General features: G+C 60.1%; 13 protein-coding genes. 10 read left to right on the top strand and 3 right to left on the bottom strand.

Annotation, left to right across the window (positions count from 1 at the left end; genetic code table 11):
- Positions 1-171: 171 nt before the first annotated feature.
- Both fdhA and N2601_RS20240 read right to left on the bottom strand, forming a co-directional pair.
- Entirely contained in the window at positions 172-1,362 is a 1,191-nt protein-coding gene (fdhA, locus tag N2601_RS20245) for a formaldehyde dehydrogenase, glutathione-independent (RefSeq protein ID WP_104826064.1), read from the bottom strand.
- 456 nt (positions 1,363-1,818) lie between these two features.
- Positions 1,819-2,283 (bottom strand): Lrp/AsnC family transcriptional regulator, encoded by a 465-nt coding sequence (locus N2601_RS20240; RefSeq protein WP_260304634.1) that lies wholly within the window; start codon positions 2,281-2,283, stop codon positions 1,819-1,821.
- A 124-nt stretch (positions 2,284-2,407) separates the two neighbouring features.
- Here N2601_RS20240 and alr point away from each other — a divergent pair, with 124 nt between their 5' ends.
- The 8 genes from alr to N2601_RS20200 all read left to right on the top strand — a co-directional run bounded on the left by alr (position 2,408) and on the right by N2601_RS20200 (position 10,542).
- A complete protein-coding gene (gene alr / locus N2601_RS20235) occupies positions 2,408-3,541 on the top strand; it encodes an alanine racemase (RefSeq protein WP_260304633.1) in 1,134 nt (377 codons plus the stop codon).
- 25 nt (positions 3,542-3,566) lie between these two features.
- Positions 3,567-4,817 (top strand): D-amino acid dehydrogenase, encoded by a 1,251-nt coding sequence (locus N2601_RS20230; RefSeq protein WP_260304632.1) that lies wholly within the window; start codon positions 3,567-3,569, stop codon positions 4,815-4,817.
- Between the two features lie 35 nt (positions 4,818-4,852).
- Positions 4,853-5,233: a Rid family detoxifying hydrolase gene (locus N2601_RS20225; RefSeq protein WP_260304631.1), complete on the top strand. Its 381-nt coding sequence runs from the start codon at positions 4,853-4,855 to the stop codon at positions 5,231-5,233.
- Between the two features lie 285 nt (positions 5,234-5,518).
- Positions 5,519-6,514, top strand: coding sequence for a biotin synthase BioB (gene bioB, locus N2601_RS20220; RefSeq protein WP_260304630.1), 996 nt, complete (start codon positions 5,519-5,521; stop codon positions 6,512-6,514).
- Positions 6,511-7,656: an 8-amino-7-oxononanoate synthase gene (locus N2601_RS20215; RefSeq protein WP_260304629.1), complete on the top strand. Its 1,146-nt coding sequence runs from the start codon at positions 6,511-6,513 to the stop codon at positions 7,654-7,656. The genes bioB and N2601_RS20215 overlap by 4 nt, the downstream gene beginning before the upstream one ends.
- Positions 7,653-8,291, top strand: coding sequence for a dethiobiotin synthase (gene bioD / locus N2601_RS20210; RefSeq protein WP_260304628.1), 639 nt, complete (start codon positions 7,653-7,655; stop codon positions 8,289-8,291). Before N2601_RS20215 ends, bioD begins: the two co-directional genes overlap by 4 nt.
- Positions 8,288-9,556, top strand: coding sequence for an adenosylmethionine--8-amino-7-oxononanoate transaminase (locus N2601_RS20205; RefSeq protein WP_260304627.1), 1,269 nt, complete (start codon positions 8,288-8,290; stop codon positions 9,554-9,556). Before bioD ends, N2601_RS20205 begins: the two co-directional genes overlap by 4 nt.
- Positions 9,553-10,542, top strand: coding sequence for a beta-ketoacyl-ACP synthase III (locus N2601_RS20200; protein WP_260304626.1), 990 nt, complete (start codon positions 9,553-9,555; stop codon positions 10,540-10,542). The genes N2601_RS20205 and N2601_RS20200 overlap by 4 nt, the downstream gene beginning before the upstream one ends.
- A 19-nt stretch (positions 10,543-10,561) precedes the next feature.
- Here N2601_RS20200 and N2601_RS20195 read toward each other — a convergent pair whose 3' ends face one another.
- Complete coding sequence (locus tag N2601_RS20195; RefSeq protein ID WP_260304625.1) at positions 10,562-11,476, bottom strand: LysR family transcriptional regulator; 915 nt, start codon at positions 11,474-11,476, stop codon at positions 10,562-10,564.
- A 101-nt stretch (positions 11,477-11,577) separates the two neighbouring features.
- Here N2601_RS20195 and N2601_RS20190 point away from each other — a divergent pair, with 101 nt between their 5' ends.
- Positions 11,578-12,216: a DsbA family protein gene (locus tag N2601_RS20190; protein WP_260304624.1), complete on the top strand. Its 639-nt coding sequence runs from the start codon at positions 11,578-11,580 to the stop codon at positions 12,214-12,216.
- Between the two features lie 25 nt (positions 12,217-12,241).
- A complete protein-coding gene (locus tag N2601_RS20185) occupies positions 12,242-13,138 on the top strand; it encodes an MBL fold metallo-hydrolase (protein WP_260304623.1) in 897 nt (298 codons plus the stop codon).
- Positions 13,139-13,184: the final 46 nt, after the last annotated feature.

Below are 13,184 nucleotides of genomic sequence, written 5' to 3'. Positions count from 1 at the left end.
CAGGTCAAACGTCGCAGCATCGACCTAGCTCAACCAAATGAGGATGTAGTCGACTGCTTTGAATAGAAGCTCAGACTAGGCCTGAGCTTCCATATCATCGTGCCACGCAAAGCCTGCTTCCTGGCTCATATCGCAGACGGACAATGTTCCGCCGTGGCAATCTGTTTTACTTCAGGCAGCCCTCAGCAGGTCTCCATGCGGGTCGAGGACGAATTTGGTCGCCGCGCCCTGGTCAAAACTCTCGTAACCCTGAGCGGCATCGTCGAGTGCAATGATCTTCGCATTGACGATATCGGCGATCGGCAGCCGGTCGTGCAGAATCGCCTGCATGAGCTGACGGTTGTACTTCAACACCGGCGTCTGACCAGTGTGGAAGGACTGCGCTTTCGCCCAACCGAGACCAAAGCGCAATGACAGGTTGCCGTGTTTTGCCGCGTTGTCGACAGCGCCAGGATCTTCCGTCACATAGAGCCCTGGAATGCCAATCGAGCCTGCTGCGCGTGTGATCTCCATCATCTGGTTGAGCACGATCGCTGGCTGCTCGCCGCCCGCATGGCCGCGCGCCTCGAAGCCGACCGCATCAATCGCACTGTCCACTTCGTTCGTGCCGACCACTTGGGCGATCATGTCACCTAGCTTGTCGCTTTTGGAGAGATCGATGGGTTCGAAGCCGACATTGGCAGCATGCTGCAGGCGATCCTTGTTGAAGTCGCCAATCATGACAACGGCCGCCCCCAGGATGCGCGCCGAAGCGGCAGCGGCAAGGCCGACTGGACCGGCGCCCGCCACATAGACCGTAGAGCCGACACCGACGCCCGCGCGCACCGCGCCATGGAAACCTGTCGGCAGGATGTCGGACAGCATAGTAAGATCGCGGATCTTAGCCATCGCCTTGTCGCGATCGGGGAACTTCAGCAAATTGAAATCCGCATAGGGCACCATGACGTAGCGCGCCTGCCCGCCGATCCAGCCGCCCATGTCGACATAACCGTAGGCGCCACCAGCGCGCGAAGGGTTAACAGTAAGGCAGACACCGGTGTCCTGTGACTTGCAGCAGCGGCAGCGCCCGCAGGCCACGTTGAACGGCACGGAGACGATGTCGCCGATCTCCAGCATTTCGACATCGATACCCTTTTCAATGATCTCCCCCGTGATCTCGTGGCCGAGCACCAAACCAGGCATTGCCGTCGTGCGGCCGCGCACCATGTGCTGGTCTGAGCCGCAGATGTTCGTGGAAATCACTTTGAGGATCACGCCATGCTCGATACGGCGACCGTCCGGCGCCTCCAGCTTGGGGTCGTCGATGTCGCGGACCTCGACCTTGCCGGGCCGCATGTAGACGACGCCTCTGTTCCTGCTCATAGTCTGTCTCCTCCTGGGTTAAGTCTCTCTTGCCCATTCCTCCGCGGGCAGGATTCCAATTGCGCCGCAGTTCCCGCATAAGAGCGCGGTTATTCTCAAGACGACATAGCCTCTATCTAAGTCGCCTATTCATCTCTCTATTTTTAATTACCAAGCTGGCGAATTCGCCTTTAAAAGCGATGATGCTATACTGTCTACCATCGATATAGCGATCGCGACTGTGCAAAAAAATTCACTACGGCTTGAGTTTATTGCACATCAGCAAAAGTGCCTGACTGGCTCGGACATTCAATGGCGTTGGGCACAACGTATTCGAATAAGGGATGTTCAGGACATTCCCCCTCTGCACGACGAATATGATCTGCGGCGCAGCGGCGGAACAAGTTCCAGGATGAAGCGGGCGGAACTGGCGATCTTGCTTACCAGATAATCAACCGGCCGATCTGCCAGATGGGATCAACGTCGCCCCCTGGTCCGGGTAGCCAGGACGTTTCGAATTGAAAAGCTGGAATGAATTCTCAGGACGCCGGGCAACGTCGAGAGAATTTCCTTATGAATTCTCTCGAACTCACCCGCGCCTGCCACCTCCACCCTGAGCAAATAGTCCGAGCCGCCGGTCATCAGGAAACATTCACGAATCTCGGGATGCTTTCGCACCGCTGCCTCGAAGCGGTCGAGATGTTCCTCGGTCTGCCGCTCCAATGTGATGTTTATGATCACCGCGATCGTATCCTCGGAACTGCCGCTGTTCACCAGGGCCGTATAGCCGCGGATGATGCCAGCCTCCTCGAGCAATTTGATCCGCCGCAGGCAGGCCGAAGGGGACAAGCCGACTTCCTGCGCCAGGTGCGCATTGCTCATGCGTGCGTTCAACCGCAGCAGGCGGAGGAGATTGCGGTCGATCGCGTCAATCGCTGCCATGCAGAATATTCCATTTTTTCGCAGATTATTCGACTGAATATCATGCATTGAAACAAACGATCAGCAATAGGCGGGATATTCAAAGAATATTTCAATATCTTCTCGCATGTCCGAGGGGGTGCATATGGATCATCAGACTCTGCATGTAGACTATCAGCAGACCGAAGCCGGTATCGGGGCTTCCGGCTATCTGACCATCGACCTTCCCGCATTGTGCCGAAATTACCGGAAGCTTTCGGCGACGGTCGCGCCCGCAAAAGCCGCAGCCGTCGTCAAGGCTGATGCGTATGGTCTTGGCGCCGAACAGGTCTCCAAGGCCCTTTATGCGCAAGGCTGCCGGCATTTCTTTGTTGCACACTTTTCGGAGGCGATCCAACTCAGGCCCTTTGTCCCAAACGATACGCGAATATTCGTGCTGAACGGACTGCAGCCGGGATCGGAGATTGGCTGTGCCGAGGCCGACATCGTTCCGGTTCTCAACTCGCTTGAGCAGTTCCGGCGGTGGTCGTCTACGGCTCAGAAGCTCGGACGCGTTCTTCCCGCCGTTTTGCAGTTCGACACCGGCATGTCGCGCTTGGGCATCTCGCCGGAAGAAAGAAGCGCACTCGCAACCGATCTCAAGAGCTGCAGCAACATCGAAGTCCTTTTCATCATGAGCCATCTCGCCTGCGCCGACGAGGCGGACAACAGGCAGAATGCCGATCAGCTCGCGGAAATGCGTCTTGTCGCGACCGAATTTCCCGGCCTTGATGTCTGCTTCGCCAATTCGGGAGGCGTTTTTCTAGGCAGCGAGTATCACGGGGTTCTGGCCCGTCTCGGCATCGCGCTTTACGGCGGAGCGCCCACTCGTGGCAAAGCCAATCCAATGGAGCCGATCGTCAGGCTCGATGTCGCCGTGATCCAGACGAGAACAGTTCCGGCGGGCACGCGCGTCGGATATGGCGGCGCCCGCGTGACTTCTGCCGAGAGCAGGCTCGCCACGATCGCCGCAGGTTATGCCGATGGGCTGCCGCGCAGTCTCAGTGATCGAGGAGCCGTTTTCTATGGTGGCGTTCGTCTGCCGATTGTCGGCCGTGTCTCGATGGACAGCATTACCGTGGATATCACCGCCCTCCCCTCCGGCACGCTTTCGCTTGGCAGCCTCGTCGAAGTCCTCGGCCCTCACCAGACGCTTGAGGACGTCGCCGAAGCCGCCGGCACCATCTCCTATGAACTCCTGACCAGCCTCGGCCGTCGCTACGAACGTCGGTATCGCTGAGCAACAGACCACCATCGAGGAAACTATGAAAGTCATCGTACTCGGCGCCGGCGTTATCGGCGTAACCAGCGCCTACCAACTCGCCAAGGCAGGACACGAGGTCACCGTCGTCGACCGTCAGGAAGGACCCGCCCTGGAAACGAGCTTCGCAAACGCAGGTGAAGTCTCGTTCGGTTACTGCTCGCCCTGGGCCGCACCAGGCATCCCGATGAAAGCGATGAAGTGGCTGTTCATGGAACATGCTCCGCTCATCCTGCGTCCACGGCTCGATCGCGCCATGCTGTCCTGGCTCGTCAAGATGCTGTCCAATTGCACGTCGGAACGCTATGCGATCAACAAGAGCCGGATGCTGCGCCTTGCCGACTACAGCCGCATCTCGCTGGCCGAGGTCCGCAAGGAGACCGGCATCGCCTATGACGAGCGCATGCAGGGCACGCTGCAGTTGTTCCGAACGCAGCAACAGCTCGATGCATCGGCAAAGGACGTCAAGGCTCTTGCAGCCGACGGCATTCCCTATGAGGTACTCGACCGCGACGGATGCATTCGCGTGGAGCCGGCGCTCCGCCATGTCCGCGAAAAGATCGTCGGCGGTCTGCTGACGCCTAAGGACGAGACCGGCGATTGCTTCAAGTTCACCAATGCCCTCGCCGCAAGGGCAAGCGAACTCGGCGTCCGGTTCCAATACGGAACGACGATCAAGGGGCTCGATGTCCAGAGCGGCAAGGTTCGCGGCGTCATGACCGACCGCGGGCATATGAGCGCCGATGCGATCGTCGTCGCACTTGGCAGCTATTCGCCACTGCTGCTGAGGCCCTTTGGCATCCGGCTTTCCGTCTATCCGGTCAAGGGCTACTCACTGACGATCCCGATCATCGATGCATCACGGGCACCGGAATCGACCGTGATGGACGAAACCTACAAAATTGCGATTACCCGCCTCGGCGATCGTATCCGCGTCGGCGGCATGGCTGAAATCTCGGGCTATACCAACGATCTTGGCGATGCCCGCCGGCGGACGCTCGACCATTCGGTAACCGACCTTTTCCCAGGCGGCAATCTGCGGAAGGCGTCATTCTGGTCCGGGCTGAGGCCCATGACGCCGGACGGTACGCCGGTGATCGGCCCGACGAAGATTGCCGGCCTTTTCCTCAACACTGGCCACGGCACGCTCGGCTGGACCATGAGCTGCGGCTCTGCGCGTCTGATCAGCGATTTGGTCAGTGGGCGCAAGCCGGAAATCGACGCGGCCGATCTGGCAATCAGCCGTTACCGCTGAGCCATTATTCAACGCAAGACAGGATGGAGGCATCATTGATCGAGGCAATAACGACGTCTGAAGCTCCGGGCGCAATCGGCCCGTTTTCGCAGGCAATCAAGGTGGGCGATCTGCTCTTCGTCTCGGGGCAGCTCCCGATCAATCCGGCCACCGGAGAGTTCGTTTCCGACGATCCTGTCGAACAAGCAGAACAATGCTTGAAAAACATTGCGGCGATCGCGAAAGCGGCGGGATCGAGCATCGAGAAGACGGTCAAGACGACCGTCCTGCTCACGGACCTTTCCCGGTTCGCTGACATCAACAAGATATACGCAACCTTCTTCCGAAATCCTTTTCCAGCCCGAGCCTGCTATGAGGTCAGCTCGCTGCCCAAAGGGGCACAAGTCGAGATCGAGGCAATCATTTCGCTTGCCTGAGCCGCACCATGAATGATCGCGCGCCCTGATGTCGCAATCATTTCGCGCCGGTGGCGTGGAATATAACGCGGCACGGCACATGAAGCCATAGTCTCCGAGACGAACTGCTTGCCGGCAAAGGGAGGACAAACCATCGCCGGCCCCGGTAACCACACTCTCATGAATTGTTGAACGACCGACAACCTTCGCCGTATGCGTGCTTGCAGTAGTTCGCATCGAGAAATTATAGATAATCAGGAACGCTCTATCGATAACTATTCTGCAGGGAGAAGGAATTTGCCGGAGATGCCGCACGAAATCGCTACAAACGATCCAAAACTGGTTGCATCAACGGAGAAATGGAGTTTTTTCGAAGCAGAAAAAATCTATAATTTTCCTTTCAATGATCTTTTGTTCCGTGCGCATAGCGTGCATCGGGAGAATTTCGATCCCAATGCCGTGCAGATGAGCCGGCTTCTTTCGATCAAGACCGGCGGCTGCGCCGAGGACTGCGGCTACTGCAGCCAGTCGGCACATTATCCAACAGGGCTCAAAGCGTCGAAGCTCATGGAGGTCGAGCGGGTTGTCGCCGAGGCGGCCAAGGCCAAAGAGGGTGGTGCAACGCGTTATTGCATGGGCGCTGCGTGGCGCAGCCCGAAAGAACGCGACATGGAGGCGATCGTTGCGATGGTTCGCGGCGTCAAGGCGCTCGGCATGGAGACCTGCATGACACTGGGCATGCTGTCGCCCGGGCAGAGCGCGGAACTCGCAGATGCCGGCCTCGACTATTACAACCACAATATCGATACTTCCGAGCGCTTTTACAGCGAGATCATCACCACCCGCACCTTCGCCGACCGTCTGGAAACGCTTTCGAACGTGCGCGACGCCGGGATCAAGGTCTGCGCCGGCGGCATCCTTGGCATGGGGGAAACGGCTGACGACCGCATTTCCATGCTGGTGACGCTCGCCGACCTCCCCTCGCCGCCGGAAAGCGTGCCGATCAACATGCTCATTCCGATCCCTGGGTCAAAACTCGCCGATGCCGCGCCGATCGATCCCATCGCATTCATCCGCACCATTGCGCTTGCGCGAATTCTGATGCCGCAATCCCATGTGCGCCTGTCAGCCGGTCGGACGGAAATGAGCGATGAGACGCAGGCGCTCTGTTTCTTCGCCGGAGCCAATTCCATCTTCGTCGGCGATACGTTGCTGACCACTGATAATCCGGGGGAGGACCACGACACCGGCCTTTTCCGCCGCCTCGGCTTGAAGCCCATGGAACTGGAGCCGAATGCATGACAGGCGCGGGCCTCGCGCGCTATGGCCGGACATTGAACGGGCTCGAGCGCAAGGGACGGTATCGGACCTTGCTGCCGCAAGGGGGCGTCGACTTCACCTCGAACGACTATCTGGCACTCGCCAATTCTCCGCGCCTCAAGGCTGCCATCACCGCAGCGATCGAACGGGGCGTGCCGGTCGGTGCCGGCGGCTCGCGGTTGCTACGCGGCAACCATCCGGAACATGAAGCACTCGAAGCGGAAGCCGCCGCCTATTTCGGCGTGGAACGCTGCCTCTACTTTGGCAGCGGCTATGCCGCCAATGTCGCGCTCTTTTCGACCCTACCGCAGCGGGATGACCTGATTGTTCATGACGCGTTGGTACATGCGAGCGTGCACGAAGGGATTTCGGCAAGCAAGGCACCATCGGTCTCCGTGCAGCACAATGACGTCCAGGCCTTTGCCGAGGCCATTCAGAAATGGCGCGCTGCGGGCGGCGCCGGCCATCCATGGATTGCCGTCGAGAGCCTCTATTCGATGGATGGCGATCGGGCTCCGCTGACCGAGCTCGCCGAACTGGCCGACCGGCATGACGGCCTTCTGGTGATTGACGAGGCCCATGCGACGGGCGTTTTCGGACCCGGCGGGCGTGGATTCGCTTCCGGTCTTGAAAGCCGCGAGAACATCGTCGTTCTCCATACTTGCGGCAAGGCGCTTGGTAGTAGCGGCGCGCTGATCGGCGGCCGTGCGGTGCTATGCGACTATCTCGTCAACCGGGCACGCGGTTTCATCTACTCGACCGCGCCATCGCCGCTGATGGCTGCCGGCGTACGCGAGGCGTTGAAGGTTCTTGCCGACGAACCCGAGCGCCGGGCCTCTCTGGAAGCATTGCAGACATTCGCCAACGCAGAACTTGCTGCCGCACTTGGCGCCGACGGTAGCGGCTCGCAGATCCTGCCGGTTCCAATTGGCGATAACGCCCTATCGATGCGGATCGCAGCGCGGATGCGCGACGAAGGCTTCGACATCCGCGCGATCCGGCCGCCGACCGTACCCGAAGGCACGGCGAGGCTCAGAATTGCCATCACCTTGAACGTAGACAAGGCGACGATATCGCACATGTTCGCGCGCCTCGCCGCCGTCATCGCGGAGGAAAAGCCGTGACGCTAAGGTTTGTGATCACAGGAACCGACACGGGCATCGGCAAGACGGTTTTCTCGGCGGCCCTGACCGATGCGCTCGGCGCTTATTATTGGAAGCCGATCCAAGCCGGTCTCGAAGACGAAACGGACAGTGAGACGGTGCAGCGGCTCGGTCGGATCCCGCCTGCGCGCATCATGCCGGAAGCCTACCGGCTGCGGACACCGGCTTCGCCGCATCTTGCGGCCAGGATCGACGGAGTCCGGATGGAGGCCGAAGCCCTTATTCCGCCCAGCACCGATGCGCCGCTGATCATCGAAGGCGCAGGTGGATTGCTGGTGCCGCTCACCGAAGAGGCCGTGTTTGCAGAGGTCTTTGCCCGCTGGAAAATACCTGTTGTCCTTTGCGCCCGCACGGGCCTCGGAACCATCAATCACACATTGCTGTCGCTGGAGGCGCTGCGCGCCCGGTCCATTCCAGTTTTCGGCGTCGCTTTCATCGGCGATAAACAGGCGGAAACGGAAAGCATCATCGCAAAGCTGGGGCGAGTCCGTTCACTCGGACGGCTTCCAAAACTCGATACGCTCACGCCGGAGCTTCTGCGCCAGGCCTTTGGCGAAAATTTCGACATCGATCTCTTCCGCAAGGAGCCGGTATGACGTCGTCGCCCGTATGGCATCCCTTTACGCAGCACGCGCTCGAGCCGGCGATGAAGCGTATTGCAAAAACCGAAGGTGCCCATCTTGTAGACGAAGATGGCACCGCCATTCTGGATGCGATCTCCTCGTGGTGGGTGATTACCCACGGCCACCGTCATCCCGTGATCATGGATGCGATCCGACGAGCCTGCGAAACCTACGACCAGATCATCTTCGCCGAATATTCCCATGAACCGGCCGAAGAGCTGGCCAGAGGCTTGATCGAGATCGCACCCGCTGGGCTCAAGCACGTCTTCTATTCCGACAGCGGCTCCACCGCGGTCGAGGTGGCGTTGAAGATGGCGCTCGGCTTTTTCCATAACACGCAAAAGCCGCGCAGCCGCATCGTGGTGATGGAGCACAGCTATCACGGCGATACGATCGGTACGATGTCCGTCGGAGAGCGCGGCGTGTTCAACGCCGCTTACGAGCCGCTGCTTTTCGAGGTCAACAGACTGCCCTTTCCGACGATCGGCGAGGAGCAGGCCACGCTCGATGCGTTCGAGGATGCCTGCCGGTCAGGCGAGGTGGCGGCGCTTCTCATCGAACCGCTCATTCTCGGAGCGGGTGGGATGAAAATCTATCGAGCCTCACTGCTCAGCGAGCTGAAGCGCATCGCCGAGCGATACGGCGCTCTGATGATCGCCGACGAGGTGATGACCGGCTGGGGCCGGACGGGCAGTCTGTTTGCCTGCGAGCAGGCATCTATAACCCCTGATATACTCTGCACATCCAAGGGCTTGACGGGCGGCGCGCTGCCGTTGGCGGCAACGCTCTGCACCCGCGAGATATTCGATGCGCATCTCTCGGCGGACCGGCGCAAGACCTTCTTCCATTCCAGTTCCTATACCGCCAACCCTATCGCCTGCGCGGCAGCGGTTGCCAACCTGAAGATCTGGAAAACGGAACCCGTCGGCGAGCGCATCGCCAAGCTCGCAGAGCGCCAAAGCGCGGGGCTTTCCCGCTTTCAAGGTGATCCGCGGTTTGACAATATTCGCCAATGCGGCACGATCGCCGCGCTCGATCTCGTCGTGCCGGAAGGCGGATACCTCTCGGAGGTCGGGCCTCGCCTTCGCGCCTTCTTCCGCGAGCGACGTCTGTTGATCCGTCCGCTCGGCAACGTCATCTATCTGATGCCACCTTACTGCATTACCGCCGCTGACCTTGACCGGTCCTATGACGCCATCGATGAAGCGGCAGGCCTTCTTGCGGCTGGGCGGCTATGAGGGAGGCGCGCTCATCTTCTCTCGCGGGCGTCGGCCATGCCGTGCCCGATCGGCGCGTCGAAAATGCCGAGATTGAAGCGAGACTCGGCCTGGAACCCGGCTGGATCGAGCGCCGGACCGGCATCCGCGCGCGCCACTGGGTTGACGATGCTGAGACGCTGAGCGGACTTGCCGCAAAGGCCGGCGAAGCTGCCCTCGGCGACTGCGGCATCGCGCGTGACGACATTGCTTTGACCCTGCTCGCCACGTCGACACCCGATCATCTGCTGCCACCCTCTGCCCCCCTGCTGGCACATCGCCTCGGCCTTCGAAATAGCGGCGCGATCGATCTGGCCGGCGCATGTTCCGGCTTCCTCTACGCGCTGACGCTTGCCGACGGCTTTGTCCGCACGCAGGGGCGGCCGGTCCTGGTGGTGGCGGCCAATATTCTCAGCCGGCGGATCAACCCGGCCGAACGGGCTAGCGCCGTTCTCTTCGCGGATGCTGCCGGCGCCGTCGTCTTGGCGCCGTCAGGCGATACGGAGAAGGGCATTCTTGGTGTGGATCTCGCCTCAGACGGAAGCCGCTACGATCTGATCTCCATTCCGGCCGGCGGCAGCAACAGGCCCTTCGCACCGGGCATGGCGACGGAGGATTTCCTGATGACGATGCGTGACGGCCGCGAAATGTTTACCCAAGCGGTGGACATGATGGCGACCAGCAGCGCCCGCGCGCTTGCTGCTTCCGATCTGGATGCGGCAGCGATCGACCGCTTCGTGCCACATCAGGCGAATGCCCGCATTTTCGATGCCGTTACCGACAGGCTCGGCATCGATCCGGCAAAAACTGTGCGGACGATCGAAACCTACGGAAATTCGTCGGCGGCGACGATCGCTCTTTCCCTGTCGGTCTCACATCGAGCCAGGCCGTTCGTTTCGGGGGAAAAGCTGCTACTGACAGCCGCGGGCGCAGGCCTGACGGGAGGTGCCGTCGTTTTCGGCATATAATCCAGCGGCGGCGAGCAGCCTATTTGGGCGTAGATCCCCGACGCCGCTCGGCGGCCTGCATCATCTCGATGAACCGCCGTACCTTGGCGGGACGGAAACGAGCCATCGGCAGCACGGCATGGATCCCGCCGGCGGGCAAGGTCCAGTCAGGCAGCAACCGGCTCAAACGCCCGGCCGCGATATCGTCGACGACCATGTAGTCAGGAAAGACGGAAACACCAATACCAGCCTTCACGCAGGCATAGGCCGATGGCGTCTTGTCGGTGCGCACGGCCGAATTCGTCTCGACGATCTCGGAGGAATGGCCCTCGCGAGAAAACATCCAACGTAAAGGCTGGCGCAGGACCGCGTTCTCGATCCAGGGAAGCGCCGCTACATCGGCCGGCTTCGAGACCTTGGGAAAACTCGCCACCAACTTTGGCGTTGCCACCAGATACTGCTGGAACGTGCCCAAGCGCCGGGCCTTGTTGCTCATATCCGTCAGCCAGCCAACCCTGATTGCCAGGTCCAACTGCCCATTGGCGAGATCGATGACATTGTCATCGAATATGAGATCGACGCGCATCTGCGGAAACCGCTCCCTGTAGGTGGCGACCACCGGCGCAACGACTGCTTCACCGTAGTCCAAGGGTGCCGTCAGCGTCAGCGTGCCGGTGGGTTCGATGGCGTGAAGCGACATCTCTCCATAAGCGGCTTCTGCTTCCCGCAGAATGATGGCGCACCGGTCATAAAACACCCGCCCCTCTTCCGTAGCATGCAGCCGCCGGGTCGTTCGCATCAGCAACGACACGCCAAGCTCATCCTCCAGACGTGCCACCTGATGGCTGACCACGGCCTTGGCGACGCCAAGCCGTTCAGCGGCGGCGGTGAATGATCCGGTTTCCACCACGGATGTGAAGAAGATCAACCTGTTGAGATTGAGGAGTTCGCTCATGCCATTGTCTGATTTGTTCGTACAGTCTGTATGATTGACCGATATTTCCTTACATCGCAACCGCTGAGATGATCGGCCCCACCAACGGAGGACTACGATCCATGCAGGAATTCTCGGCCGTCTATCTCTTCGATCCCCTATGCGGCTGGTGCTATGGAGCCAGCCCAGTGATTGAGCGGTTGCATCTGGCAGGTGTCGAGCTCGAGCTCCTGCCGACGGGCTTGTTCACGGGTGGGGGTGCCCGTGAGATGGATGCGTCGTTGGCAACCTATGCCTGGTCCAACGATCAACGGATCGAACGCTTGAGCGGCCAGCCCTTTTCTGAGGATTATCGATCGAAGGTCTTGAATAGGCCGGGCTCGCTGTTCGACTCGGGTCCGGCAACACTGGCAATCACGGCGGCTGGCCTTGCGGACCACCGCAGACGCCTCGATGCGCTGCGTCTCATCCAGCATGCCCGCTATGTGAAGGGATTGGACATTACCAGCGTGCCGGTTCTGGCAGGCTTGTTCGAATCCGAAGGATTGAGCGAAGCCGCCCGTCTCTTGACCGAAGGCTCGGTCGAATTGCTCGACGCCAATCGGCAACTCATTGCTCAAGGCCAGGGCCTCTTCCGCCAACATGGCGCCAACGGCGTCCCAGCCCTCGTCGTCGAAGGAAACGGACACCAGCGTCTGCTGAACGCCAGTGCCCTCTTCGGCAGCTATGACAACCTCATGGCGCATCTCCAAGCCGCTTGATCTTACTAACCACAAAGGAACCTGTATGTTTACCAGACGCGATGCACTCAAACTTTCCTTGGCCGCCGGCGCCATTTCGCTTGTCCCCCTCAGCGTTTCCCGGGCCGCAAGCTCGAAGATCAAGTGGCAATATTTTCAGGCGTCCGAGACCGGGTTCCGCCGCACGCCGGTGTTGCTAACCGGCAAGAAGGAAGCCATTCTCATCGACGGCGGCTTCACGCTTTCGGATGGCCGCGCCGTCGCGGACGCCATCAAGGCGACCGGCAAGCATCTGAGCACCATCTATGTGAGTTGCAACGATCCCGATTACTATTTCAGCCTCCGGCCAATCGTCGAAGCCTTCCCGGATGCCAAGGTCATCGCGAAGCCCGTCACCGTCGCGGCCATCCATGCCAATGTCGAAGGCAAGCTCGCGGTTTGGGGACCGCAACTGAAGGAAAATGGTCCGCAAAAGCTCTCGGACGTCGTCATTCCCACTGCGTCGGATCTGAGTACGCTCGAACTTGACGGCGAGAAGATCGAAATCATCGAAGTCCCTGACATGCACGATCGCCGCTATCTCTGGGTCCCTTCCATCAAGGCTGTGTTCGGCGGCGTGCTGATTTCCTCCGGGATCCACGTCTGGGTCGCCGACGAGGCCACGCCTGAAAAGCGGGAAGCCTGGATCAAGGCGCTCGACGCATTGGCGGCTCGTAAGCCGAAGATCGTGGTCCCCGCTCATCAGGCCGAGGGTGCTCCGCAAGGTCTCGATGCCGTCAAGTTTACGCGCGACTATCTTGTCGCCTTCCATGAAGAGGAAGTGAAGGCCACGGACAGTGCGGCTTTGATCGCCGCAATGACCAAGCGTTATCCCCATCTGGGCGACGCCAGCTCGCTCGAATTGGGCGCCAAGGTCGCAAAGGGCGAGATGAAGTGGGGGTAGGCCTCGCTGTGTAACCTTGCCCCGATCAGTCCGGGTTTTTTCTTAG

Origin of the sequence: Rhizobium sp. CB3060 (assembly GCF_025200735.1) — a bacterium.
Lineage (GTDB): Bacteria > Pseudomonadota > Alphaproteobacteria > Rhizobiales > Rhizobiaceae > Rhizobium.
This window is presented reverse-complemented; position numbering and strand designations above follow the sequence as displayed.

Coding starts and splice junctions, on each gene's coding strand:
- bioB (WP_260304630.1), top strand. CDS start 5,519: ATGCCGCACGAAATCGCTACAAACGATCCAAAACTGGTTGCATCAACG.
- N2601_RS20200 (WP_260304626.1), top strand. CDS start 9,553: ATGAGGGAGGCGCGCTCATCTTCTCTCGCGGGCGTCGGCCATGCCGTG.
- N2601_RS20240 (WP_260304634.1), bottom strand. CDS start 2,283: ATGGCAGCGATTGACGCGATCGACCGCAATCTCCTCCGCCTGCTGCGG.
- N2601_RS20190 (WP_260304624.1), top strand. CDS start 11,578: ATGCAGGAATTCTCGGCCGTCTATCTCTTCGATCCCCTATGCGGCTGG.
- N2601_RS20205 (WP_260304627.1), top strand. CDS start 8,288: ATGACGTCGTCGCCCGTATGGCATCCCTTTACGCAGCACGCGCTCGAG.
- N2601_RS20185 (WP_260304623.1), top strand. CDS start 12,242: ATGTTTACCAGACGCGATGCACTCAAACTTTCCTTGGCCGCCGGCGCC.
- alr (WP_260304633.1), top strand. CDS start 2,408: ATGGATCATCAGACTCTGCATGTAGACTATCAGCAGACCGAAGCCGGT.
- fdhA (WP_104826064.1), bottom strand. CDS start 1,362: ATGAGCAGGAACAGAGGCGTCGTCTACATGCGGCCCGGCAAGGTCGAG.
- N2601_RS20230 (WP_260304632.1), top strand. CDS start 3,567: ATGAAAGTCATCGTACTCGGCGCCGGCGTTATCGGCGTAACCAGCGCC.
- N2601_RS20195 (WP_260304625.1), bottom strand. CDS start 11,476: ATGAGCGAACTCCTCAATCTCAACAGGTTGATCTTCTTCACATCCGTG.
- N2601_RS20215 (WP_260304629.1), top strand. CDS start 6,511: ATGACAGGCGCGGGCCTCGCGCGCTATGGCCGGACATTGAACGGGCTC.